We start from the raw sequence: 21,582 nt of genomic DNA on the forward strand, positions 1-21,582 counted from the left end.
TCTCACTTGCTCAACTCTCCCGGCCCTCGCGCACGCCGTCGGTGCGGGGGAGGGGAGCGGGCGTCGGTAAGGTGGGACCATGATTGATCCGAAGTGGCTGCGCAGCGACCCCGATCGCATCCGACGCTCCCAGGCCGCCCGCGGGGCCTCGGTCGAGCTCGTCGACGAGCTGATCGCAGCCGACGAGGCCCGCCGCGCCTCCATCCTCACGTCCGAGCAGTTGCGCGCCGAGCAGAAGTCGCTCGGCAAGCAGGTGGCCCGCGCCCAGGGCGAGGAGAAGCAGGAACTGCTCTCGAGGACCAAGCAGCTCGCCGCAGACGTGAAGACCACCCAGGGCGCCACGGTCGAGGCCGAGGCGAAGTTCGACGACCTCATGAAGCAACTCGGCAACCTCGTCCTCGACGGCGTGCCGGAGGGCGGCGAGGACGACGGCGTCGTCATCGAGACGATCGGGACGCCGCGCGATTTCGCCGCAGAGGGCTTCGAGCCCAGGGACCACCTTGAGCTCGGCGAGAAGCTCGGCGCCATCGACATGGAGCGCGGGACGAAGATCTCGGGCTCGCGGTTCTACGTGCTCACCGGCGTCGGCGCTCAGCTGGAGATCGCCCTGCTCAACCTGGCGATGGCGAAGGCCACGGAGTGGGGCTTCACGCCCATGATCCCCCCGGCGCTCGTCAAACCGTCCGCGATGGAGGGCACCGGGTTCCTCGGGCAGGCTGCCCAGGACGTCTACCACCTGGAGGCCGACGACCTCTACCTCGTCGGCACCTCCGAGGTCGCGCTCGCCGCCTACCACGCCGGCGAGATCCTCGACGCGGGAACGCTGCCCCGGCAGTACGTCGCGTACAGCCCGTGCTTCCGGCGCGAGGCGGGCTCCTACGGCAAGGACACCCGCGGCATTTTCCGCGTCCACTGGTTCGACAAGGTGGAGATGTTCGTCCACTGCGACCCAGCCGATGCCGAGGACTGGCACCAGAAGCTGCTCGGCTTCGAGAAGGAGTTCCTGACCGCGCTCGAAGTGCCGTTCCAGGTGCTGGACGTGGCCTCGGGAGACCTCGGGCTCTCCGCCGCCCGCAAGTACGACTGCTACGCCTGGCTTCCCACGCAACAGCGGTACCGAGAGGTGACCTCCACCTCGAACTGCACCGAGTTCCAGGCACGCCGCCTCGGTATTCGGGCTCGTTTCGACGACGGCGTACGCCCCGTCGCGACGCTCAACGGCACGCTGTGTGCCATGACCCGCATCATCATCATGCTTCTCGAGAACCACCAGCAGGCCGATGGCTCCATCCACGTGCCGGAGGCGCTGCGGCCCTACCTGGGCGGTCGGGAGAGGCTTGAGCCTTAACCAACCGCCGCCGCGTGTGACAGCACCGCACGCGGCCAAGGAGATCGATATGACATTCACACCGAAACTCGTGGCCCTCGACATCGATGGCACCCTCGTCGACATGGACGGCGTCATGCCGGCGCCCATCCGTCGGGCGGTGCGCCGCGTCGTCGACGCGGGCGTCCCCGTCGTGCTCGCCACCGGCCGCTCGTGGCTTGGCACCGAACCGGTCTTCGACGAGCTCGACCTGCCGTCGGGCTGGGCGGTGTCCAGTAACGGCGCAATGGTGGTGACGAACCCGCCGCTCACCATCGTCCACGAGACGCGCTTCGACCCCGCGGAGACCATCCGTCGCGTGTCCGCGTTGGCCCCGAACGCCCTGATCGCCGTCGGTGACGGTCTGCACTGGCGCGCGTCACGGCACTTCCCCGAAGGCGAGCTGCTCGGACGGGTGAAGATCGAGTCGATCGAGGAGTTGGCGGCCCGCCCCGTCTCGCGCGTGATCGTCCGCGACCCGGAGACCACCGAGGAGGCTTTCGCCGCAATGGTGGAGGACCTGGGGTTGCATGAGGTCAGCTACTTCGTGGGGTGGTCGGCGTGGCTCGACATCGCACCCATGGGAGTCGACAAGGCGCACGGACTGGGCATCGTTTGCAGCGAGCTCGGCATCGACCCCTCCGACGTCCTCGCGATCGGCGACGGTCGCAACGACATTGAGATGCTCGCCTGGGCTGGGCGGGGCGTCGCGATGGGGGACGCTCCAGACGAGGTCCAGGCGGTGGCAGACGACGTCACCGGCTTCTTCACCGACCTCGGCACCGTCGACGAACTGGAGCGTTGGTTTCCGGCGCTCGCCGAGGCGAGCTGACCTCCGCGGTGAACAACCCCCGTAAGGGGGTGTCCTTCGGCTATCTGATCGGGTAGGCATGAGGGATGAGCACACTTGACGGTAAGAAAATCGCGTTCATCTCGGTACGGGGCGTGGAGCAGCCCGAGCTGACAGAGCCCTGGCAGGCTGTGCAGGAAGCGGGCGGACAGCCGGTCCTCATCAGCGACAAGCCGGGCACGATCACGGCGCTCAAGGGCGACTGGGACCGCGGGGACGACTTCCCGGTGGACCTCACCCTCGACGACGCCGATCCCGACGACTTCGACGCCCTCGTGCTGCCGGGAGGCACCCTCAACGCGGATGAGGTGCGCCAGTCGGAGAAGGCCCAGGCCTTCGTCCGGGCGTTCATGGAGGCGGGCAAGCCGGTTGCGCCCATCTGCCACGGCGCGTGGGTGCTGGTCGAGATCGACGCGGTGCGCGGCCGCAGGATGACGTCCACCGGAGCGATCTCCACGGACCTCAAGAATGCGGGCGCGGACTGGGTCGACGAGGAGTTCGTCAGCGACGGCAACCTCCTGACCAGCCGCAACCCCGACGACCTCCCCGCGTTCAACGAGGGCATCGTCAAGGCGTTCGCCGAGGCCTAGCCCGATCCTGAGCCTGCGCGATGAGCGCCCGGCGTACGGATGGTCGTCGTTCCGTCGGCACGGCGATACACGGACGGAACTGGACCGCCCGTCAGCCACCAGGGAAAACCGAACGCCAACGGGCAGCGCGCAACGCCAACGGGCCGAACTGAACGCCAACCTTCACCCGGTATCGCCCGCGAGACTCATCGACGCCCCTGATATCTCGGGGGCGTCGATGAGTTCCGGGGGCGAATGGGCGTGACCGTTGGCGTATTGGTGACACCGTTGGCGTTGCGGGGGAGCCATTGGCGTCCCCGTAGAACCGTTGGCGTCAGGGACGTTGTCTGGCACTGCTAACAGGTTCCGCTCGTCGGTCAGTCCTGGGAGTCTGCGCTCATCCGGAACCAGCGGAAGCCGTAGCCCTCAAGATTCACCTCGAGCGAGCCGTCGTGCTCGACCACACGTTCGCCGTCGAGGAGGTCCGTGATGACGTCCTCCGGCGCGATCTCCTTGGTCAGCGACACCGTGACCGGGTCGGGGGAGAAGTTGTGGACCGCCACGATCGCGGACTCGGGGAGCACGACGCGGTGGGCCATGACCGACGTGGCGTCGACGTCGATGACCGAGAACTCTCCCCAGCCGATCTCCGGGCGACGACGCCGCATGCCGATGAGCATCCGCATGAAGTTCCACAGCGACTCGGGATCGTGCTCCTGGTCGGCGTGATTGACGTGGTCGGGGCCGTAGCCGTCTGGGACCATGCGCTGGATCAGCTTCGACGGCGGCGCCGTGGAGAAACCTCCGTTCTTGCCGGAGCTCCACTGCATGGGGGCGCGCACCGACATCCGTCCGTGCGCCTCGAGGTCCTCGCCCATCCCGATCTCTTCGCCGTAGTAGATGGCGGGGGTGCCCGGCAGGGAGAACATCAGGCTGTAAGCCATCCGGATGCGCCGTGGTTCGCCGCCCAGCATGGGTGGCAGGCGCCTCTTGAGACCACGGTTGTACACCTGCATCTCCGGCTCGGGGCCGAAGGCGTCGAAGACCTCCTGGCGCTCCTCCTCGCTCAGTTTGTCGAGTGTCAGCTCGTCGTGGTTGCGCAGGAAGGTGGCCCACTGGCAGGTCGGGTGGATCTCCGGCCTGGACTGGATCGCCTCGACGAGTGGGGCCGGATCCTGCCGCGCCAGGGCGAGATAGGTGGCCTGCATGGAGATGAAGTCGAACATCATGTGCAGTTCGTCGCCGACGTCGCCGCCGAAGTACTTGAGCTGTTCCTCAAACGGCACATTGACCTCGCCCAGGAGCATGGCGTGGCCCTTGCGTCGCTGCAGGAACGATCGCATCTGCTTGATCACCTGATGGGGATCGACGGGCATCGTGCTGGTGCCGGTGTTGTCGTCGTTCTGCAACAGGAACGGGACGGCGTCGACCCGGAACCCGTCGACCCCCAGCTGGAGCCAGAACCCGACGATGCGAAGCAACTCGTCCATGACCTTGGGGTTGGCGAGGTTGAGGTCGGGCTGGTGGGAGTAGAAGTGGTGCAGGTACCACTCGCCGGTGCGGTCGTCCTTGGTCCAGATCCCGTCCTCCTCTCCGGGGAAGACGGTCTCGTCCGACGTGTCGCCGGGGTCGGTGGAACGCCAGACGTAGAAGTCGCGGTAGGGGTTGGAGGTGCTCCTGCGCGAGGCGACGAACCACGGGTGCTGGTCGGAGGTGTGGTTGACGATGAGGTCGGTGATGACCCGCATGCCGCGGTCGTGAGCGGTGCGGATGACTTCGACGAGCTGACCGTGGTTGCCCAGCCGGTCGTCGACCCCGTAGAAATCCTTGACGTCGTACCCGTCGTCGCGCCCGGGGCTCGGGTAGAACGGCTGCAGCCACAGGCAGTTGACGCCGAGCTGGGCCAGGTAGTCGATGCGGTGGGCCAGGCCCGCGAGGTCGCCGGAACCGTCGCCGTCGGTGTCAAGGAAGGTGTCGATGGAGAGGCAGTAGATGACCGCGCTCTTCCACCAGAGGTCGCTCGTGTCGGTGATGCGCATCGTTCGACCCTACCAATCGCACTTCGGCAGCACGTCCGAACCGAAGGTGTCGAGGAACGCCCCCTGCTCCTGGCCGACGAAGTGCAGATACACGTCGTCGAAGCCCATCTCGGCGTATTCCCGGATCCACTCCAGGTGCTGCTCCGGTCGCTCCGAGATACGCACCGACCGTTGGACCGATTCCATCGTCACGTGCTCTGCTGCCGCGTCGAACCCGGTGACCGAATCGATGTCCCAGCTGAGGGGAGCCCCGAAGACGTTGCTGCGCCACTGCTCGAAGGCGATCGCTTCAGCCTCCTCGAGCGTCGGCGCCCAGGACAGGTGCAGTTGCAGCGCCACGCGCCCGCGTCCGCCGGCGCCGCGGTAGCTTGCGATGACCTCGCGGAGGGTGTCCGGGTCCTGGTTCACCGTGATGAGGCCGTCGGCCCATCTGGCGGACCGTTCGGCAGACTCCGGCGACACCGCGGGAGTGATGAGAAGTGGCTGTTCGTCGGGGCGGTCCCAGACCCGCGCCCGGTCGACGGTGACGAGCCCCTGATGACTCACCTCTTCACCGGCGAGGAGGCGGCGGATGATGTCGACGCATTCCTCGAGCCGAGCCACCCGCTCGTGCTTTGCGGGCCAGCGTTCCCCGGTGATGGATTCGTTCATCGCCTCTCCGCTGCCCAATGCGGTCCAGAACCGACCAGGGAACATGGCCGCCAGCGTCGCGATCTTCTGGGCCGCGACGGCAGGGTGGTAGCGCTGGCCGGGAGCGGAGACGCAGCCGAACTCGAGACCGGTGGTGGCGAGGGCCGCGCCGAGCCAGGCCCAGGCGTAACCCGAATGCCCCTGCCGCTCGGACCAGGGCGCGAAGTGATCCGAGCACATTGCCATGTCGAAGCCCATGCGCTCAGCGTGCTGGACGTCGGAGAGGAGTTGGCCGGGGGCGATCTGCTCGTGGGAGGCGTGGAAACCGATGCGCGTCATGGCTCCACCTCACCCGGTCACCGCAGAGAATTCAAGGGCCGTCGGTGACGCGGCAGCGAGTGGGTCAGGCCGCCGAATCCGTACGAGATCCGCAGACGGCGTCGGCCGCCGCGAGGACTGCGTCGATCGAGGGGGGCTCAGCGGCAGGTGCTGTGTGGAGACCGCCCTCCTCCTCGATCCGTCTGAGGTGGCGCTTGACCGTGGAGACCGAGCAGCCGATCTTGGCGGCGATGACGCTCAGCGGCTGGTCGGGGTTGGCGGCGCGTAGGCGGTGAATCTCGTGCTTGTTGAATTGCCGACCCGAGTTCACCCCGGCGAAGCCGTCCAGGTCCTCCGGGGACACAGACACCCCGAGCCGGGCCCGGATCTCGGCGCGTTGCCGCTTTGTCGTTCCCCCGACGAAACCCGCCACGTCGAACTTCGTGACCGCCTCGGTCAGGCATTGCCCCCGTCGAGGACAGGCCGCGCACATCTTCGCCGCCTGGGTTCGCAACATCGCCTGCTCGCGGCGCTCTCCCCGGTTTGTCGGGGGAGCGTCGTCGAGCAGGGGATGCAGGAAGACATTGGGGGAGACAACGCACGGTGTGGCGGCGGTCATCGCGTATCCCTCTCGACAAAATCTTGAGTCCAAAATGAGTAGCCCCAGACTGTCAAGGAAAGCATGGGTCCGAGCCACTCAGACGTGGGGCGATCTACCAGTTTTGAATGGGTACGCAGCGAAAGCAGCTCTGAGTATCGGTACTTAAGACCGTTTCCCTGAGCAGCGTTCACCAGGGACGAGCGAAGGCGTATCAAAGGGCTGGATACCGCGGCGCCCTCCCTGGTCAGCGGGAAATCGAGCGTAGCCCTTCGATACGGTCGCTCGTTCCTCGCTCCCTACTCAGGGAGACGTTGGGTACGGCGGCCGTTCCTCGCTCCCTACTCAGGGAGACGTTGGGTACGGCCGTTCCTCGCTCCCTACTCGGGGCTCTGGCCGTGCCGGCGCCGTGGGTGAGGGACGGCTCACGTCCCGAAAGGTGCAGTTCAGCGACATGTACGACCATTGTGGTCGTACATGTCACCAAAGTGACCCTTTCAGGGGGGGCGAGGAACGAACCCCCGATTCGAGAGGCTCACCACGACCAGGTCTTGTACGTAGCTCAGCGGGATTTGGCGAGCAGCTTCGCGACGGCCTTGCCGACGCCCTCGGCACTGGTCGGGTTCTGTCCGGTGACGAGGGTGCCGTCGCGCACGACCTTCTCGGCCATGGGGCGCAGCGCCTTGGTGTACGTCGCGCCCTCTTCCTTGAGGGCGTGGTCGAGGCGGAACGGGACGACTTTGTCCCGCCCCGCCAGCTTCTCTTCCGGCCACGAGAAGCCGGTCACCTTCTTCCCGGCGATGAGTGGGTTGCCGTCGGATCCTGTGGCCCCGACGAAGCCAGCAGGTCCGTGGCAGACCGCCGCTACGATGCCGCCCGCCTCGTAGGTGGTGACGAGGAGATCGGCCAGCACGGGGTTGTACGGGAAGTCGAACATCGTGCCGTGACCGCCGGTGAGGTAGACGGCGTCCCAGCCATCGCTGGCCACATCGTCGAGGGAGGCCGTGTCGTCGAGTATCGACATGAAGCCGGTGTCCTCATAGCGCTTCTTCGTGCCCCCCATGGCAAGCACGGGGGCGCTGAGGCTCTCCGGGTCGATCGGCACCTGACCGCCGTCGACGCTGGCGATCGTGAGGTGGTGGCCGTCCTTCTCAAGGACGTCCCAGAAGTGGGTCAGCTCACCCAGCCAGAGGCCGGTGCGGTACCCGGCCCTCTCGTAGGACGGCGTGCTGGTCGTCACGATGAGCACGCGGGCGGGGGTGGTCTTCGACATGGGTGCCTCCGTGGTTCGGTGCTTCCACTCTGCCATCCCCGCCGCGCGGACGGAACCCCCGCTGGGGGGGAATCGTCAGTCCGTGCCGGTGTCGAACGAGGAACTGGCGACGGCGTCGTCCACCTCGGACGGGCCGGTCGCCCCGAGCTCGGCGATCGCCGCGGCGCCGCCTGCCTCGAGACGACCGATGAGGTCCTGGTGCTCAGCCAGCAGGGTGCCCTGGGCCGCGTAGAGCTCCAGCTTCTCGCGCGAGTCGGCGATGTCGAGGTTGCGCATGGTGAGCTGCCCGATCCTGTCGGTCGGCCCGAACGCTGCGTCCTCCACACGCTCCATCGACAGCTTGTGCGGCTGGTAGCTGAGGTGCGGGCCGCGCGTGTCGAGGATGGTGTAGTCGTCGCCGCGACGAAGGCGGATGTCCACCTCGCCGGTGACCGCCGAGGCGACCCAGCGCTGGATCGACTCGCGCAGCATCAGCGACTGCGGATCCAGCCAGCGGCCTTCGTAGAGCAGCCGCCCGAGCCGAAGTCCCTCGGTGCGGTAGTTGGCCAGGGTGTCCTCGTTGTGGATTGCGGTGAGGAGCCGCTCGTAGGCGATCCACAGCAGCGCCATGCCGGGCGCCTCGTAGATGCCGCGGGACTTGGCCTCGATGATGCGGTTCTCGATCTGGTCGCTCATACCGAGACCGTGGCGTCCGCCGACGGCGTTGGCTTCCATGACGAGCGCCACGGGATCGTCGAACCGGGTGCCGTTGATCGCGACGGGGCGACCGAGCTCGAAGCGTACCGAGACGTCTTCGGTCTCGATGGCAACGGACGGATCCCAGTACTTGACGCCCATGATCGGCTGGACCGTCTCCAGGGACACGTCGAGATCTTCGAGGGTCTTCGCCTCGTGGGTGGCGCCCCAGATGTTGGCGTCGGTTGAGTACGCCTTCTCCTTGGAGTCCCGGTAGGGCAGATCGCGCTCGAGGAGCCACTGGCTCATCTCGTCGCGACCGCCGAGCTGATGCACGAACTCCTCGTCGAGCCACGGCTTGTAGATCCGAAGCATCGGGTTGGCCATGAGCCCGTAGCGGTAGAAGCGCTCGATGTCGTTGCCCTTGTACGTGGACCCGTCGCCCCAGATGAAGACGTCGTCCTCGACCATCGCCCGGACCAGGAGCGTGCCGGTGACCGCTCGACCGATGGGGGTGGTGTTGAAGTAGGCCTTGCCGGCCGACCGGATGTGGAACGCGCCGCAGGCGAGTGCCGACAGCCCCTCCTCGACCAGCTGGGAACGGCAGTCCACCATGCGCGAGAGCTCGGCCCCGTACTGGAGGGCGCGGCCCGGGACTGAGTCGATATCCGGCTCGTCGTACTGGCCGATGTTGGCGGTGTAGGTGCACGGCACTGCGCCCAGCTCGCGCATCCAGGCGACGGCCACCGAGGTGTCGAGGCCACCGGAGAATGCGATGCCGACGCGCTCGCCGACAGGGAGAGAAGTCAGAACTTTAGACACGCCGGTCACTCTAACGCGTGGCGGATGGGTGTCCGTCCGCTGCTCAGAGTCACAAGACGCGACGCGACGGCTAGTCGGCTGCGTGCTAGCGGGTCGTACCCCCGGCTACGAGAGGCGCTGCTGGTTGGCGACCGCCCGAGCCTCGATCGCCGCTCGTTGAACGTCGGCGAACGATGCGCTGAGCGACGTCAACGTCGAGCGGATCGCCGCCAGTTCGGTGCGCGACCTGAGCTCCGTCGCCTCGAGCTGCTGCCCCCAGTCGGCCGGAGGCGCGGCGCGATCGACCATTTCGCTCACCATGCGCTCGACCCGGCCGATGCGGTTGAGGGCGGCGAGCAGCGCCTTCCGGTCACTGGCGATCCGCATCCGGTTGCGCAGGTGGCCCGCGGCCTGTAATCCAAGGACGGCGACGGCGAGGCAGGCCAGCGCCCAGTTCCCCAATCCGCCGATCGCCAGCCCCGCCGCGGCGAGGGCGGCGATCGCCCCGACGACGGTGACTGCGGAATAGGCGAGGCGCGTGCGATTCATGCGCCACATGCTAGCGATCCTCGGTACTGTGACTGGCTGGGCGAGAGAAGTGGGGAACTCGATGACATGGCGGATTGAGGTCGAGGCCGACAGCGGCGAACCGATCGAATTGGCGTTCGCGATGACCGCTCCCGTGGAGGATCGCTCGATGCTGGTGCTGGTCGATCCGCAGCCACAGGTCATCCACGAGAAGGTGATCCCCGTCGATATGCCCTTCTCGGAGCAGCTCAACGCCCATTTCGTCTACCTCCCCGCGGGTCCGCCGGGGGTCACACTGATCACCGTGAAGTTCAGCCGCGCCATCGCGGGGTTGTCGGTCGACCTGGTGTCCTGGCCGACGGCGGTCGCCAGCGGCGCCGACGTCTGCGCGGGGGTCATGGCAACGATCCTGCCCGACCTGGCTCACGGCCGTCCGCTGGCCACCTCCACCACCGCGCGCTGGGTGGTGGCCTCGTGAGCGACCTCGAGCTGTCGTACGTCATCCCGTTCAAGGACTGGGGGCTGCGTCGGATCGGGCTGGCCGTCGAGTCGGCACGGGCCTCGCTGGGCGGTATTCCGGGGGAGGTGATCGTCTCCGACTACGGGTCTGAGTTCGAGGGTGAGGAACTCGATCACTTCCGCTCCTACCTCGAGTCCCGCGGCGCCGTCTACGTGCGCACGGAGACCGACGGCGTGTGGTCCCGATCGAGGGCGCTGAACGCCGGGATGGCCGTAGCCAGGGGGCGCGTGCTGGTCGCCGCCGACGCCGACATGGTCGTGCCGCCCGACTGTCTGCAGCGCACGGCCGAGATCATCGGGGCAGACCCCAACCTCGCATCCAGTACAGCTGCCTCGACCTTCCTGCCGACTGGGGGGACGCGGCGGTCGCGGACAGGGGCTTCGACTGGGAGGAGATGCGTCGCGTCGCGACCCTGCGGCCCCGGTGGGGGATGGGACTGACGGCGGTCTCGCGGCAGATCGTCGAGAGGGTGCGCGGCTGGGACGAGCGGTTCGTCATCTACGGCGGGGAGGACAACGACTTCGCGCAGCGGGTGCGTCGAGCCGGTGCCCGGGTCTGCTGGCCCCACGACGACGCCTTCCACCTGTTCCACATGTGGCATCCGCTCACCTCGGCGGCGCACGCGCTGTCGGCTGAGGCCACCCGGCAGATCCGGCGCAACAAGGACATCGTCAGAAACGACCGGACCTTCGTGCGTAACTCCATGCAGTGGCGGCACCCGCTGCGGGGTGCGGCGCCGCTGGTCAGCGTCGTCGTGTCCACCTTCAACAGGCGCCGCATGCTGCAAGACACGATCAACTCCGTCCTCATCCAGACCATGCAGGACTTCGAGATCGTCGTCGTCGACGACGGATCCACCGACGACACCGCCGACTACGTGTCCTCCATCGCCGACCCGCGGGTCCGGTACGTGCGCCAGGACAACGCGGGCATCGCCGCGGCCCGCAACCGGGGCACCGACGAGGCGCGCGGCCAGTTCATCGCCGTCCTCGACGACGATGACCTCATGCTGCCCTGGCGGCTCGAATGCCAGCTGGCGGCGGTCGAGGACTCGCTCACCGCCGTGTTCGGCAGCTTCGTGAACTTCAACGACGCGACGGGCGAGATGGTGCTCACGTCGGTCAAGGAGATGACGGTCCTGACCGCAGCCCTCGCCGGAGGTGCCCCGGGGCACAGCACCTGGCTTATTCCGCGGGAGTGGATGGCGAGGGTCCGCTACGACGAGAACCTCACCAGCGGGGTCGACAACGACCTCGCCCTCAGACTCCTGCGAGCGGGCGTGCGGTGGGCCTCCTGCGGCAGAGCGGTGGTGCTCCGGCGCATGCACGAGCATCAGGTGACGGTCTCCGACAACACCAATCAACTGGGGTCGGCATCCGCCGCCTACAACAGGCTCACGTTCACCGCGTCCCTCCACCAGCTCGACGCGACGCGCGAGGCCTCGGCGGGGGAGCCGAGGGTGAAGCTCCTCGAGACGGGCCGCGTGGATGAGCTGGTGGCCGCGTACCTACCCGATCACCTCGTCCGCCGCGTCCGGTTGCGTCGGATGGAACTGAACGGCATCGACGCGGTGCCCAGCATCACCATCGAGAGGTCTGACGGCGTCCGGGAGGGTTTCGTGCTGGACGCCCCGACCTGGGATCAGCTGGTCGAACTGGGTCCTGAGGCCTCCTCGTCGTACCTCTTCGCGGCCCCTGTGGGGACTGGCCGCTACAGCTTCGACCCCCAGATCCTGCACTCGCTGCAGGACGCCGAGGCCGAGCGGGTCCTCCGGGAGGCGGTGGGGGAGCGCCCCGGTGACGTCGCGATGGCCCACCGCGGGGACGAGGGTGGGTATGCCCGGATCACTCTCGACGGGCACCCCACCGTGATCATCGAGTCGGGGACGGTCGCCGACCCGGCCCGGCCGCCCCACTGGTGGGGCGAATGGCTGGCCCGGCCGGGTGAGGCCATAGTGTCGAACGCCAGCACGCTCCCGGCGTTGCGGGACGCGTGGTACCGGGCTGTGGCAGGGGAGGAGCGACGACATGCTGATCTCGGTTGAGGAGGGGGTGCTCGACGAGTACCTGGTGGTGGCGACACCGCAGGAGTATGACGGCAGTCCCGGCGTCAATACGTTCCGCATGGACTACGCCCCGCGGTCCGTCCACCCGGACCGGTTGGCGTTGGCCGCCTACCTGCTGTTCCGACCCTGGGCGAGCGGGCCGCTCCAACTCCCCTCGCCGGTGTCGCCGGCTTTGGCGGAGGCTATCGCCGCGCTGCACGCGGTCTGCTCCGTCCAGCCGGGACCGGTGGATCTGACGCCGCGCACCGGCCCGCCGGGGAGACGGCCACTTCGTCTCGCCTGGCGAACCGACCACTCATCGGAGCCGCCGCCGGGCGGAATGACGGTCAACCTTCTCCGCAGCGATGAGGCCTCGGGCGCACTGCGCACTGCGCAGTCGGTGTGGCTCCCCAGCAACGCGTTCATGTTGGCTGAGACCGAGGCGAGGGAACTGGACGTCGCGCTGGCGATCGGGTGCCTGCTGGCAGGCGACCTGGACGTGCGCGAGCTGCACCTGCCTGTGGCGGTGCCGGAGCCCCTCAGTAGGCTCCTCCACCGCGCCGGGCTGAGCCTCGCCTGATCCGGGGCGCTGCTGAATCGCTACGTCAGTCGGAGCCGTAGAGGTCTCGCGTGTAGACCTTGCCCTGGACGTCGCCCAGCTCCGGGGCGCGACGGTTGGTGACGATGACATCCGAGCGGCGCTTGAACTCGGCCACGTCGTTGACGACCTCGCAGCCGACGAACTCGTCGGTGCGGAGCAGCGGCTCGTGCACGATGACGTCGACCCCTGCAGCGCGGAGCCGCGCGAGCACACCCTGGATGCTGGACTCGCGGAAGTTGTCCGACCCCGCCTTCATCGCCAGCCGGTAGACCCCGACGGTTTCCGGCCCCAGGGCCAGAATGTCGCGGGCGATGAAGTCCATGCGCGTCCGGTTGGAGTCGACGATCGCCCGGATGAGGTTCTGCGGCACGTCGCGGTAGTTGGCGAGCAACTGCTGGGTGTCCTTCGGCAGGCAGTACCCGCCGTACCCGAACGACGGGTTGTTGTAGAAGTTGCCGATCCTCGGGTCGTGCCCCACACCTTCGATGATGTCGCGCGTGTTGAGGCCGTGGTTCGCGGCGAACGTGTCCAACTCGTTGAAGTAGGCCACGCGCATCGCGAGGTAGGTGTTGGCGAACAGCTTGATGGCCTCGGCCTCCGCGGTGCCCGTGATGAGGACCGGGACCTCGCGGTCCTCGGCGCTGTCGCGCAGCAGCTCGGCGAACTCGGAGGCTCGGGGCCCGTCCCCGGCCACCACGATCCGGCTGGGATGCAGGTTGTCGTAGAGCGCGCGCCCCTCCCGAAGGAACTCGGGGGAGAAGAGGATCGTCAGGTCGGGGTGCTCCCGCTGCATGCGGGCGGTGAACCCGACGGGGATCGTCGACTTGATGACGACGGTCGACTCCGGCGCGAGCCGCTTCACGTCCTCGATCACGCTCTCCACGGTGGAGGTGTCGAAGAAGTCGAGCTCCGGGTCGTAGTTCGTCGGGGTGGCGACTATGACGAAGTCGCAGCCGGGCAGGGCCTCGGCCGGATCGGTCGTCGCGGTCAGAGTGAGCGGCTGGGTGTCGAGATGGTGCTGAAGCTCCGGGTCGGCGATGGGCGCGCGTCGTGCCTCGATCGCCTGCACCCGAGACGCCGAAATGTCGACGGCCCTCACCTCGTGACGCACGGCCAGCAGCACTGACATCGCAGCACCCACGTACCCGAGCCCGACTACGCCGATCTTCATCGCTCCCCCTTGCGGCCCCTGACCCTCTCAAGCGGCCCGCTCGACAATAGCGCGAACCCGGCGCTGTACTGGAAGTTTCGTCTGGGGCTGGCCCCGCTCCTGGGCAACGCAGAGGTGGCGGGCACCGTCCAGTTCTGGGAGTGGATCGGCGACGGCGCCACGACGTTCAGCTTCTGACCGCACGTTTGCCTCTGGTGCCCGGTCGCGGGGGTTGCCATGATGGGCGGGTGCAGACTCGCACCGCTCACGCCAGCGGAGAACAGGCAACCCCCCGCCCCGAACTGGACCGCCTCCTCGGCACGGTCCGAGCCGACGATGTCGCGCCACCGACGCTCGAGGAGATGGCGGCCAGCGCGCACTTCAGCCGGTTCCACCTCTCGCGACTGCTCCGTGAGCATCTCGGCTTTCCGCTTCGCGACTTCCTCGCCGCGCTCCGAGTCGAGCGGGGCATCGAGGCGCTGGTGGCCGGCCACGACGTCATCCGGTCGCAGGTGGAGGCGGGGCACGAGTCGGCCTCCAGTTTCAGCCGCTCGTTCGCCCGGCACACCGGGATGGCGCCGTCGCGATACCGCGATCAGCTTCGGTTCCTGGCCGCCTACCTCATCCGGCACATGGACAGCACCGACCCGCTCGTCGCCGTCCACCGGAACTTCCCGGAGGTCTCCCATCCCCAACAGGTTCAGCTGCGGATCAGCGTCGACGGCGCGCAGGCGGGCAGCGCCCTGTTCGTGGCGCTGAACTCGAGCCTGATCCTCCAAGGAGCCCCGAACCTGGGGGTGGCCCTGCTCGGGACCCGCGGGTACACCGTCTCCGAGATCCCCGACGGTACGTACTACGCGATGGTGGTGGAGGTGCCGCGCTCGGCGGGGATGCGCGCCTATTTCCAGATGGACCGCAACCGTCGACAGCTCCGCCGCGAGCCCATCACGTTTCCGCTCAGCGAGCCCACCGAGATCGTCCTGACGCTGCGGGATCTTGTGCCGACCGACCCGCCGATCACCCCCAACCTGCCCAAGCTCTTCTTCGAGGGGGCCCTCAGCAGCGTCACTGTGGAGGCCAGCAACTCAGGACAAGAATCTGTCGGTGGCCGATCCTAGGCTGAGGCTGCCAGATCAATCACGTTCCAAGGAGGAACTCATGGCCACTCTCGCCACCTACATCGCCTACGAGGGCGTCGGCAGCACGAAGACCGCGTTCGAGCACTACCGAGACATCTTCGGCGGCGAGCTCAAGGTGCTCACCTACGGCGACGTGCCGCCGATGGAGGGCATGCCCTTCACCCCTGATCCCAACTCTGTGGCCCACGCCACCCTGGAGCTCCCGGGCGGAACCATCGCCGGCGGCGACGCCATGCCGGGGGAGAGCTACGTGGTGAAGGACACCGTCTACTCGATGCTCTACACCCTCGACGACGTCGAGGAGGCCCGCGGCTACATCCAGAAGATGGTCGACGGCGGGGGCTCCATCAACATGCCCTTCGAGCCCGCCCCCTGGGGCGGCCACTACGGGCAGGTCTTCGACAAGTTCGGCGTCATGTGGTCGTTCGACGTCGGCGGCACCGACCAGCCCCAGGAGTGAGTGCCTGAAGCGGGGCCGAGCCGCACACTGCGGCTCCGCCCCGCTGGCTGCCCGGGCATCAGCTACCGTCGAGGGCCTCGATCCGGGTGCCGTCGTGGGTGTCGGAGAAGTTCTCCGTCGACCCCGCCCACCCCCGCCGGATGAGCTGACGAAGCACGTCGAGGTCGATGTCATCGAGCTTGTTGATGTACAGGCAGCCCTTGCCCACCCTGTGCTTGCCGAGCCGCTCGAGCAGGTCTTCGTTGCTGCCGTAGAGCGTGAGCCCGTAGAGGCTGAGGGCCGCCTTGCGCGGGCTGAACCCGACGCGCGGCATCTCCCCGGAACGGCCTGTGGCGTAGGTGTACCGGACGTGCCCGAAACCGACGATGGACGGGCCCCACATCTGGGGGTGCGCGCCGGTCTCCGACGCGAAGAGGCTCAACAGCTCCTGCCCCTGTGCTTTGCGCCGCTCGGGCAAGGCCTCCACCGTTAGGATGGCCGGGGTGGAGGAACCGCCGCCCCCACGCGAGGAGGATCATGACCCAGCCGCACGCCGTGATAGCGCTGCCCAACAACATCGAGATCGATGCGCGCGCGCACCGCAACGCGCTGGCCCTGCTCGCGGCCGGATATCGCGTCACCATGGTGGGCTACGGCACGGGTCTGCCGAACCGTGGCCAGATCGCCGGCATTCCGTACCACCTGTGCCAGGCCAGGCCCAAGCCTGGGGCCCCGGCCGCGCCCGGCAGCAAACCGCCGCTCCTCTCGAGGGTCGTGCGCAAGGGCTTCCAGGTGGCCTTCAAGCGGCGCCCGCCGCAGCAGGTCGCGCGCGCCGTCGCCCTCGTTGAAGAGACCGCCGCGTCTGCCGCGCGGGCCGCGAACCGCCGGGTCGTGCAGCCCGCGCGCGACGTCGTCTCCAAGGCCCGTGACAAGGTCGAGGAGGTCGCCCCCGCTCCCGAGCCCGCCGACCCCAACGCGCCGTTCGACTGGCGCACCGCGCTGCCGATCGTGCCCACGATGATCGACGCGATGAGCGCCACGGTCGGCCGCCTCGACCCCGACGTCATCGTCACCGACGTCCACCTCCTGCCGCTGGGCGTGAAGATCGCCGAGCTTCAGGCGGCCAAGGGCAAGAAGATGGGTCTGGTCTACGACGCGCGCGAGTACGTCTACGGTCTGGCCAGCGACGACCCCAACATCACGAAGGGCTTCCCGGCCCTGGAGGCCGAGTTCATGGACCGGGTGGACGCCACCGTCACCGTCTGTGAGCCGATCGCCGACTTCCTCCAGCGTCGCTATGACCTCGCGGTGACCCCGCCGCTGGTGCCCAACGCACCCATCGGGAACCTCCCCGACGCCGGACGCCCGATGACCATCCGCGACTTCCTCGACGTCGGCGATGCGCCGCTGCTCGTCTACGCCGGCGGGCTCAGCTACCACCGCGGTGTGCACGACGTCGTGGTGGCCCTGGCCGACCTCCCGGGAGTCCACCTCGCCATCGGCGCGCGACGAGGCAGCTCCTACACCCAGGAGCTCGAGCAACTCGCCAGGCAGCACGGCGTCAGCGACCGCATGCACTTCGTGCCGTTCGCCCCCACCCACGAGGTGGCGGAGTACCTGGCGTCGGCGACGGCGGCGATCTTCCCCTTCCTGCCGGTCGGCAACCACGTCTGGGCTGCGCCGAACAAGTACTTCGAGTCCGTCCAGGCCCGTCTGCCCATCCTCACCTCCAACATGGAGTGGCTCTCGGAACGGGTCGCGCGGCTCGGCATCGGCGAGGTCTTCGAGCACTCCAACCCTGCGTCGATCGTCCGGCAGACGGGCAAGCTGCTCAGCAACCTGGAGCAGTACCGCGCCAGGATCACCGACGAGCTGATCGCCGAGCACACCTTCGAGCACTTCCAGGAGACGGTGCAGGACGTCGCGAAGGCCGTCACCACTCCCGAGCTTCTCGCCGGGCTGGAGCCCAGCGACCTCACCAGCCACCTCACGGAGATCCGCCGCGACATGCTGCGGCGCCGCGCCGGGCTGGCCGACTCCGACCTGTTCGCGAAGCGTCCGTGGCTGCGCATCGGCTGCACCAACACCGGCGGCCAGCCGCTGCTGTGGGCAGGTGCGCTCATGCGCCGCCACCCGGAGGCGATCGCCGAGTCCGTGTGGCTCCATCGGGAGCAGCCGTTCACGTTCCCCGTCGACGAGACGATCACCTATCACCAGTGGATCTCTCCGGCCTGGCAGAAGCAGCTCGACGCCAAGCTCCGCGACCGCGTGACTCACGTGCTGACCGAGTCGGGGCGCCCCGTCCTTGGCGCGAAGTTCGGCAAGTTCTTCTACGACGAGGTCGACTACTTCCGCAACGCGGGCATCACGCAGGGGCTGCTGTTCCACGGCTCGGACATCCGCAACCCCCGCTGGCACGCCGCCGCGGAACCCGACTCGCCGTTCAGCGATCCGGAAGAGGAGCTGACGGCGGTCCTGCAGAAGCAGGTCGACGACCTGACCCCGCACGTGCTGGCCTTCGAGGGGCCGAAATTCGTCACCACCAACGACCTGGTGGACTACCTGCCCGATGCCACGTGGCTGCCGGTGGTCGTCGATACCGTCGAGTGGTCCAACGCGGAGCAGCCGATGGCGCACGCAGGGCTTCCGGTCGTGTTCCACACGCCGTCGCGCCGCTCTCTCAAGGGCTCCGACGTCGTCGATCAGATCGCCAGGGATCTCGAGGAGGAGGGGCGCATCCGCTACGTCGGCCGTTCGGCGCTCTCCCGCGACGAGATGCGCGCCGAGATGCTCGCGGCCGACATCGTCATCGACCAGCTGAAGCTGGGCGACTACGGCATCACCGCGGTGGAAGCGATGTCGGGTGGCCGGGTCGTCATCGGTCACGTGGCCGACCGGGTGCGCGAGCGCATCGACGGCGATGTCCCGATCGTCGAGGCGTCCGCCGAGAACCTCCGCGACGTGCTGCTGGACCTCATCGGCCGACCCGACCGGGCCGCCGAGCTGGCCGACGCCGGGCGCGCCTACGTGGCCCGCTGGCACGACGGCTCGCACAGCGCGCAGGTGCTGGCCGAGTTCATGGGTCTGTAGCGGATGCGGATCCTGATGCTGGTGGCCACGACGGTCGCCACGGACACCCGGGTACTGCGCGAGGCTCGGACCCTCGTCGGCGCCGGCCACGAGGTGCACATCATCGGTCGCTCGGTGCCGGACACGTTCCAGCCGGACCCCGGCATCACGGTCAGCTCGATCGGCACCTCCTCGGTGTTCCGCCCCGAGGGTGGACAGTCGCTGGCGGGCCGGAAGCTCTCGCCCCCGATGAAGCTCGCGCGCTGGGCGCTGCTGCCGCAGCACCGCCGCTCCGCGTTCGGGCGGTGGGCCGACGGCGCTCTGGCCGATTCCCGCGGCCGCCAGTTCGACGCGGTCCACGCGCACGACTTCACCGCGCTCGAGGCCGGCGCCACCCTTGCCGACGAGCGGGGCGTCCCGCTCGTCTACGACTCCCACGAGCTCTGGACCGGCCTGCCGCGCGAGTACCGGCCGACGCCGCTGCAGGACCGCCGCGAGCGCCGCGTCGAGCAGCGGCTGGGCTCGCGGGCCGACGCCGTGATCACCGTCGGCGACGGAGTCGCGGGCGCGCTGCGCGACCAGTACGGCTGGGACCACGTCACCGTCGTGCGCAACACCTTCCCTCTCAACCCCGGCAAGCCCGACGTCCCCGACGAGCCCACCGGCTTCGTGTACGCCGGACGCGTGGCGGCCTTCCGCGAACTTGAGGCCATTGCGGCGGCCAGCCACCTCGTCGACCTGCCCGTCACCATCGTCGGACCGGCCGACGATACGTGGCTGGGCACGTTCGACCCGGGCCGCGCCACGGTGCTGCCGGCGCTGCCGCTGGACGAGGCGTCGCGCCTCATGCAGGCCAACGGGATCTCACTGGTGACCCACTCCGACCGCTGGGCCAACCACCGGCTGGCTCAGCCCAACAAGCTGTTCCACGCCGTCGGTCTCGGTCTGCCGGTGGTTGCCACCGACACCGGCGAGCTGGCGAAGGTGGTGCGCGAGCACGACCTGGGGGCGCTGTACCCGCCCGGGGACGCGGCGGGGCTGGCCGGCGCGATGCGCAGGGTCGTTCACGATTTCCAGCGGTACGCGTGTAATGTCGAGGCCGCGCGCGAGGCACTCAGCTGGGACGCCGACGCCGCCCGCCTCGTGGCGGTCTATGCACGTCTGTTCTCCGGCGCCGCCGGGACTCGGGGAGAAGGTTAAGTGGCCAAGGTAGCTGAGAAGCCCACCCGCCGGGTGTACACCCCGCACAAGGCTGGGCTCCCGCCTCTGGGCGATTACTTCGGGGAACTGTGGCGCCGGCTGGACTTCGCCAAGGAACTGAGCGACACCAACATGCGTGCCGCCAACACCAACACTGTGCTCGGCCAGGCCTGGCTGGTCGTCAACCCGCTCCTGCTCGCGGTGGTCTACTACCTGCTCATCGTCATCGTCGGCCGCGGCCAGGGCGCCGACTTCGGCCAGATCACCGGCGGGTTGTTCCTGTACTTCTTCATGTCGGGAGTCGTGACGGCGTGTGCGACGTCGGTGACCAACGCCGGGTCGCTCATCCTCAACATGAACTTCCCCAAGTACCTGCTGATCCTCTCGAACCTGTACCTCGCGCTTCGCCGCTTCGTCCCGACTTTGGTGGTGTACGCGATCATCCACGTGGCGTACCAGAAGCCGATCACCTGGCACCTGCTGTGGGTGCCGGTCGTCATCATGCTGATGAGTCTCTTCGCGGCCGGCCTCGGCGCGATGACGGCGACGTGGCACGTGTACTTCCGCGACACCGCACAGTTCCTGCCGTACTTCATCCGCATCTGGATGTACATCTCCCCGGTGCTGTACTCGGCGGAGTTCTTCCTCGAGCACTTCGGTGACCGGACCATCGGGCAGGTCGCCCAGTACGTCAACCCGTTGTTCGGACTGTTCGGGGTCTGGTCCGACGCCCTGAACGGCAACCCGGTGCAGGGCAAGTTCATCGCCCTGGCGGTGGGCTGGAGCCTCGGCGTCTTCCTCATCGGGTCGATCTACTTCATCTCGAGGGAGCGTGATTTCGCTGTCCGCCTCTGATCCCCACTTCCTGGAGCGCGACCCCGGTGCCGCCGAGCCTGTGGCCGACGCCTCCGTCGACCCCTCGATCACGCACGTCGATCCGGCCATCATCGTCGACGACCTCCACATCACGTACAAGGTCAACCTCGAACGCAAGAACTCCCTGAAGAACGCCCTGGTCAAGGGCATGAAGGGCGAGAAGGTCAACTACCGCGAGGTCCGCGCCCTGCGGGGCGTGACCTTCGACGTGCCCAAGGGCCAGTGCACGGGTGTCATCGGCGCCAACGGGGCAGGCAAGTCGACGCTCATGCGCGCGGTGGCCGGCATCCTCCCGCCGACGAAGGGCCGCATCGAGATCGACGGGAAGGTCTCCACCCTCCTGGCGCTCGGCGTCGGGTTCAACACCGCCCTGACCGGCCGCGAGAACGTGGTGCTCGGCGGCCTCGCGGCCGGGCTGACGCGGGCCGAGGTGAAGGCGAAGTTCGACGAGATCGCCGCGTTCGCCGACCTCGGCGACTTCATCGACATGCCCATGCGCACCTACTCCTCGGGCATGTTCTCCCGGCTGGCCTTCTCGGTGTCGGTGCACATGGAGCCCGACATCCTCATCATCGACGAGGCCCTCTCGGCAGGTGACGCCAAGTTCAAGGAGCGCGCGGGCCAGAAGATGAGCGAGCTGATGGGTACGGCCGGCACGATGCTGCTCGTCTCCCACGCCCTTGGCACCATCCAGGAGCTCTCCGACGAGGTGATCTGGCTGCACAAGGGCCGGCTCATCAAGCGGGGGGAGCCCAAGGAGATCTGCGACGCCTACCTCGAATTCCTCAAGGTCGGCGACGACTCGATTGTCATGGAGGACTTCTGAGCGGCACCGTCGGCATCGTCACCACCGGGCACGACGTCGCCGACGCCCGCCTGCACCGCACCGTCGCGGCC

General features: G+C 68.1%; 22 protein-coding genes. 14 read left to right on the forward strand and 8 right to left on the reverse strand.

Annotated features, from left to right (window positions below; translation table 11 throughout):
- Positions 1-79 precede the first annotated feature (79 nt).
- The 3 genes from serS to RPIT_RS00430 all read left to right on the forward strand — a co-directional run bounded on the left by serS (position 80) and on the right by RPIT_RS00430 (position 2,806).
- Positions 80-1,348 carry a serine--tRNA ligase gene (gene serS / locus RPIT_RS00420; protein WP_077339418.1) on the forward strand — a complete coding sequence of 423 codons (1,269 nt, stop codon included), beginning with the start codon at positions 80-82 and terminating at the stop codon, positions 1,346-1,348.
- 49 nt (positions 1,349-1,397) lie between these two features.
- Positions 1,398-2,198 (forward strand): HAD family hydrolase, encoded by an 801-nt coding sequence (locus tag RPIT_RS00425; RefSeq protein ID WP_077339420.1) that lies wholly within the window; start codon positions 1,398-1,400, stop codon positions 2,196-2,198.
- A gap of 65 nt (positions 2,199-2,263) precedes the next feature.
- Positions 2,264-2,806: a type 1 glutamine amidotransferase domain-containing protein gene (locus tag RPIT_RS00430; protein ID WP_077339433.1), complete on the forward strand. Its 543-nt coding sequence runs from the start codon at positions 2,264-2,266 to the stop codon at positions 2,804-2,806.
- A 356-nt stretch (positions 2,807-3,162) separates the two neighbouring features.
- Here RPIT_RS00430 and RPIT_RS00435 read toward each other — a convergent pair whose 3' ends face one another.
- The 6 genes from RPIT_RS00435 to RPIT_RS00460 form a co-directional block, all read right to left on the reverse strand.
- On the reverse strand, positions 3,163-4,824 hold the full coding sequence (locus tag RPIT_RS00435) for an alpha-amylase family protein (protein ID WP_077339435.1): 1,662 nt from the start codon (positions 4,822-4,824) through the stop codon (positions 3,163-3,165).
- A gap of 9 nt (positions 4,825-4,833) precedes the next feature.
- Positions 4,834-5,793, reverse strand: a complete 960-nt coding sequence (locus RPIT_RS00440) for a TIGR03885 family FMN-dependent LLM class oxidoreductase (RefSeq protein WP_077339437.1) — start codon at positions 5,791-5,793, stop codon at positions 4,834-4,836.
- 64 nt (positions 5,794-5,857) lie between these two features.
- Entirely contained in the window at positions 5,858-6,391 is a 534-nt protein-coding gene (locus RPIT_RS00445; protein ID WP_077339439.1) for a WhiB family transcriptional regulator, read from the reverse strand.
- Positions 6,392-6,932: 541 nt separating this feature from the next.
- Complete coding sequence (locus RPIT_RS00450) at positions 6,933-7,643, reverse strand: type 1 glutamine amidotransferase domain-containing protein (RefSeq protein WP_077339441.1); 711 nt, start codon at positions 7,641-7,643, stop codon at positions 6,933-6,935.
- Between the two features lie 75 nt (positions 7,644-7,718).
- Complete coding sequence (gene argG / locus RPIT_RS00455; protein ID WP_218121588.1) at positions 7,719-9,149, reverse strand: argininosuccinate synthase; 1,431 nt, start codon at positions 9,147-9,149, stop codon at positions 7,719-7,721.
- 96 nt (positions 9,150-9,245) lie between these two features.
- Entirely contained in the window at positions 9,246-9,668 is a 423-nt protein-coding gene (locus tag RPIT_RS00460; RefSeq protein WP_143028230.1) for a hypothetical protein, read from the reverse strand.
- A gap of 61 nt (positions 9,669-9,729) precedes the next feature.
- On the opposite strand from RPIT_RS00460, the gene RPIT_RS15170 reads away from it, so the two are divergent.
- Genes RPIT_RS15170 through RPIT_RS00475 form a run of 4 tightly spaced genes read left to right on the forward strand, consistent with a single transcriptional unit; the run spans position 9,730 to position 12,791 of the window.
- Positions 9,730-10,125, forward strand: a complete 396-nt coding sequence (locus tag RPIT_RS15170; protein ID WP_093664882.1) for a hypothetical protein — start codon at positions 9,730-9,732, stop codon at positions 10,123-10,125.
- Entirely contained in the window at positions 10,122-10,607 is a 486-nt protein-coding gene (locus RPIT_RS15175; protein ID WP_162274452.1) for a glycosyltransferase family A protein, read from the forward strand. Before RPIT_RS15170 ends, RPIT_RS15175 begins: the two co-directional genes overlap by 4 nt.
- Entirely contained in the window at positions 10,562-12,211 is a 1,650-nt protein-coding gene (locus RPIT_RS00470; protein ID WP_077339449.1) for a glycosyltransferase, read from the forward strand. The genes RPIT_RS15175 and RPIT_RS00470 overlap by 46 nt, the downstream gene beginning before the upstream one ends.
- On the forward strand, positions 12,195-12,791 hold the full coding sequence (locus RPIT_RS00475; RefSeq protein WP_077339451.1) for a hypothetical protein: 597 nt from the start codon (positions 12,195-12,197) through the stop codon (positions 12,789-12,791). The genes RPIT_RS00470 and RPIT_RS00475 overlap by 17 nt, the downstream gene beginning before the upstream one ends.
- A 25-nt stretch (positions 12,792-12,816) precedes the next feature.
- On the opposite strand, the gene RPIT_RS00480 is transcribed toward RPIT_RS00475, so the two are convergent.
- Positions 12,817-13,983 carry a nucleotide sugar dehydrogenase gene (locus RPIT_RS00480; protein WP_077339453.1) on the reverse strand — a complete coding sequence of 389 codons (1,167 nt, stop codon included), beginning with the start codon at positions 13,981-13,983 and terminating at the stop codon, positions 12,817-12,819.
- A 9-nt stretch (positions 13,984-13,992) separates the two neighbouring features.
- Here RPIT_RS00480 and RPIT_RS15470 point away from each other — a divergent pair, with 9 nt between their 5' ends.
- The 3 genes from RPIT_RS15470 to RPIT_RS00490 are packed head-to-tail and all read left to right on the forward strand — an operon-like array spanning position 13,993 to position 15,561.
- Complete coding sequence (locus RPIT_RS15470) at positions 13,993-14,160, forward strand: hypothetical protein (RefSeq protein ID WP_218121589.1); 168 nt, start codon at positions 13,993-13,995, stop codon at positions 14,158-14,160.
- Between the two features lie 50 nt (positions 14,161-14,210).
- Positions 14,211-15,080, forward strand: a complete 870-nt coding sequence (locus RPIT_RS00485; RefSeq protein ID WP_077339455.1) for a helix-turn-helix domain-containing protein — start codon at positions 14,211-14,213, stop codon at positions 15,078-15,080.
- Between the two features lie 40 nt (positions 15,081-15,120).
- Positions 15,121-15,561 (forward strand): VOC family protein, encoded by a 441-nt coding sequence (locus RPIT_RS00490; RefSeq protein WP_077339457.1) that lies wholly within the window; start codon positions 15,121-15,123, stop codon positions 15,559-15,561.
- A 58-nt stretch (positions 15,562-15,619) separates the two neighbouring features.
- Here RPIT_RS00490 and RPIT_RS00495 read toward each other — a convergent pair whose 3' ends face one another.
- Positions 15,620-16,018 carry a DUF1801 domain-containing protein gene (locus RPIT_RS00495; RefSeq protein WP_218121590.1) on the reverse strand — a complete coding sequence of 133 codons (399 nt, stop codon included), beginning with the start codon at positions 16,016-16,018 and terminating at the stop codon, positions 15,620-15,622.
- A gap of 59 nt (positions 16,019-16,077) precedes the next feature.
- Between RPIT_RS00495 and RPIT_RS00500 the strand changes: the two genes are divergently transcribed.
- The 4 genes from RPIT_RS00500 to RPIT_RS00515 are packed head-to-tail and all read left to right on the forward strand — an operon-like array spanning position 16,078 to position 21,511.
- Positions 16,078-18,630, forward strand: a complete 2,553-nt coding sequence (locus tag RPIT_RS00500; RefSeq protein ID WP_077339460.1) for a glycosyltransferase family 4 protein — start codon at positions 16,078-16,080, stop codon at positions 18,628-18,630.
- 3 nt (positions 18,631-18,633) lie between these two features.
- Positions 18,634-19,809: a glycosyltransferase gene (locus tag RPIT_RS00505; protein ID WP_077339474.1), complete on the forward strand. Its 1,176-nt coding sequence runs from the start codon at positions 18,634-18,636 to the stop codon at positions 19,807-19,809.
- Entirely contained in the window at positions 19,810-20,664 is an 855-nt protein-coding gene (locus RPIT_RS00510; RefSeq protein WP_077339476.1) for an ABC transporter permease, read from the forward strand.
- Positions 20,642-21,511 carry an ABC transporter ATP-binding protein gene (locus RPIT_RS00515; protein WP_226996290.1) on the forward strand — a complete coding sequence of 290 codons (870 nt, stop codon included), beginning with the start codon at positions 20,642-20,644 and terminating at the stop codon, positions 21,509-21,511. Before RPIT_RS00510 ends, RPIT_RS00515 begins: the two co-directional genes overlap by 23 nt.
- Positions 21,512-21,582: the final 71 nt, after the last annotated feature.

Source organism: Tessaracoccus flavus, assembly GCF_001997295.1.
In the GTDB taxonomy this organism is placed as follows: Bacteria; Actinomycetota; Actinomycetes; order Propionibacteriales; family Propionibacteriaceae; genus Arachnia; species Arachnia flava.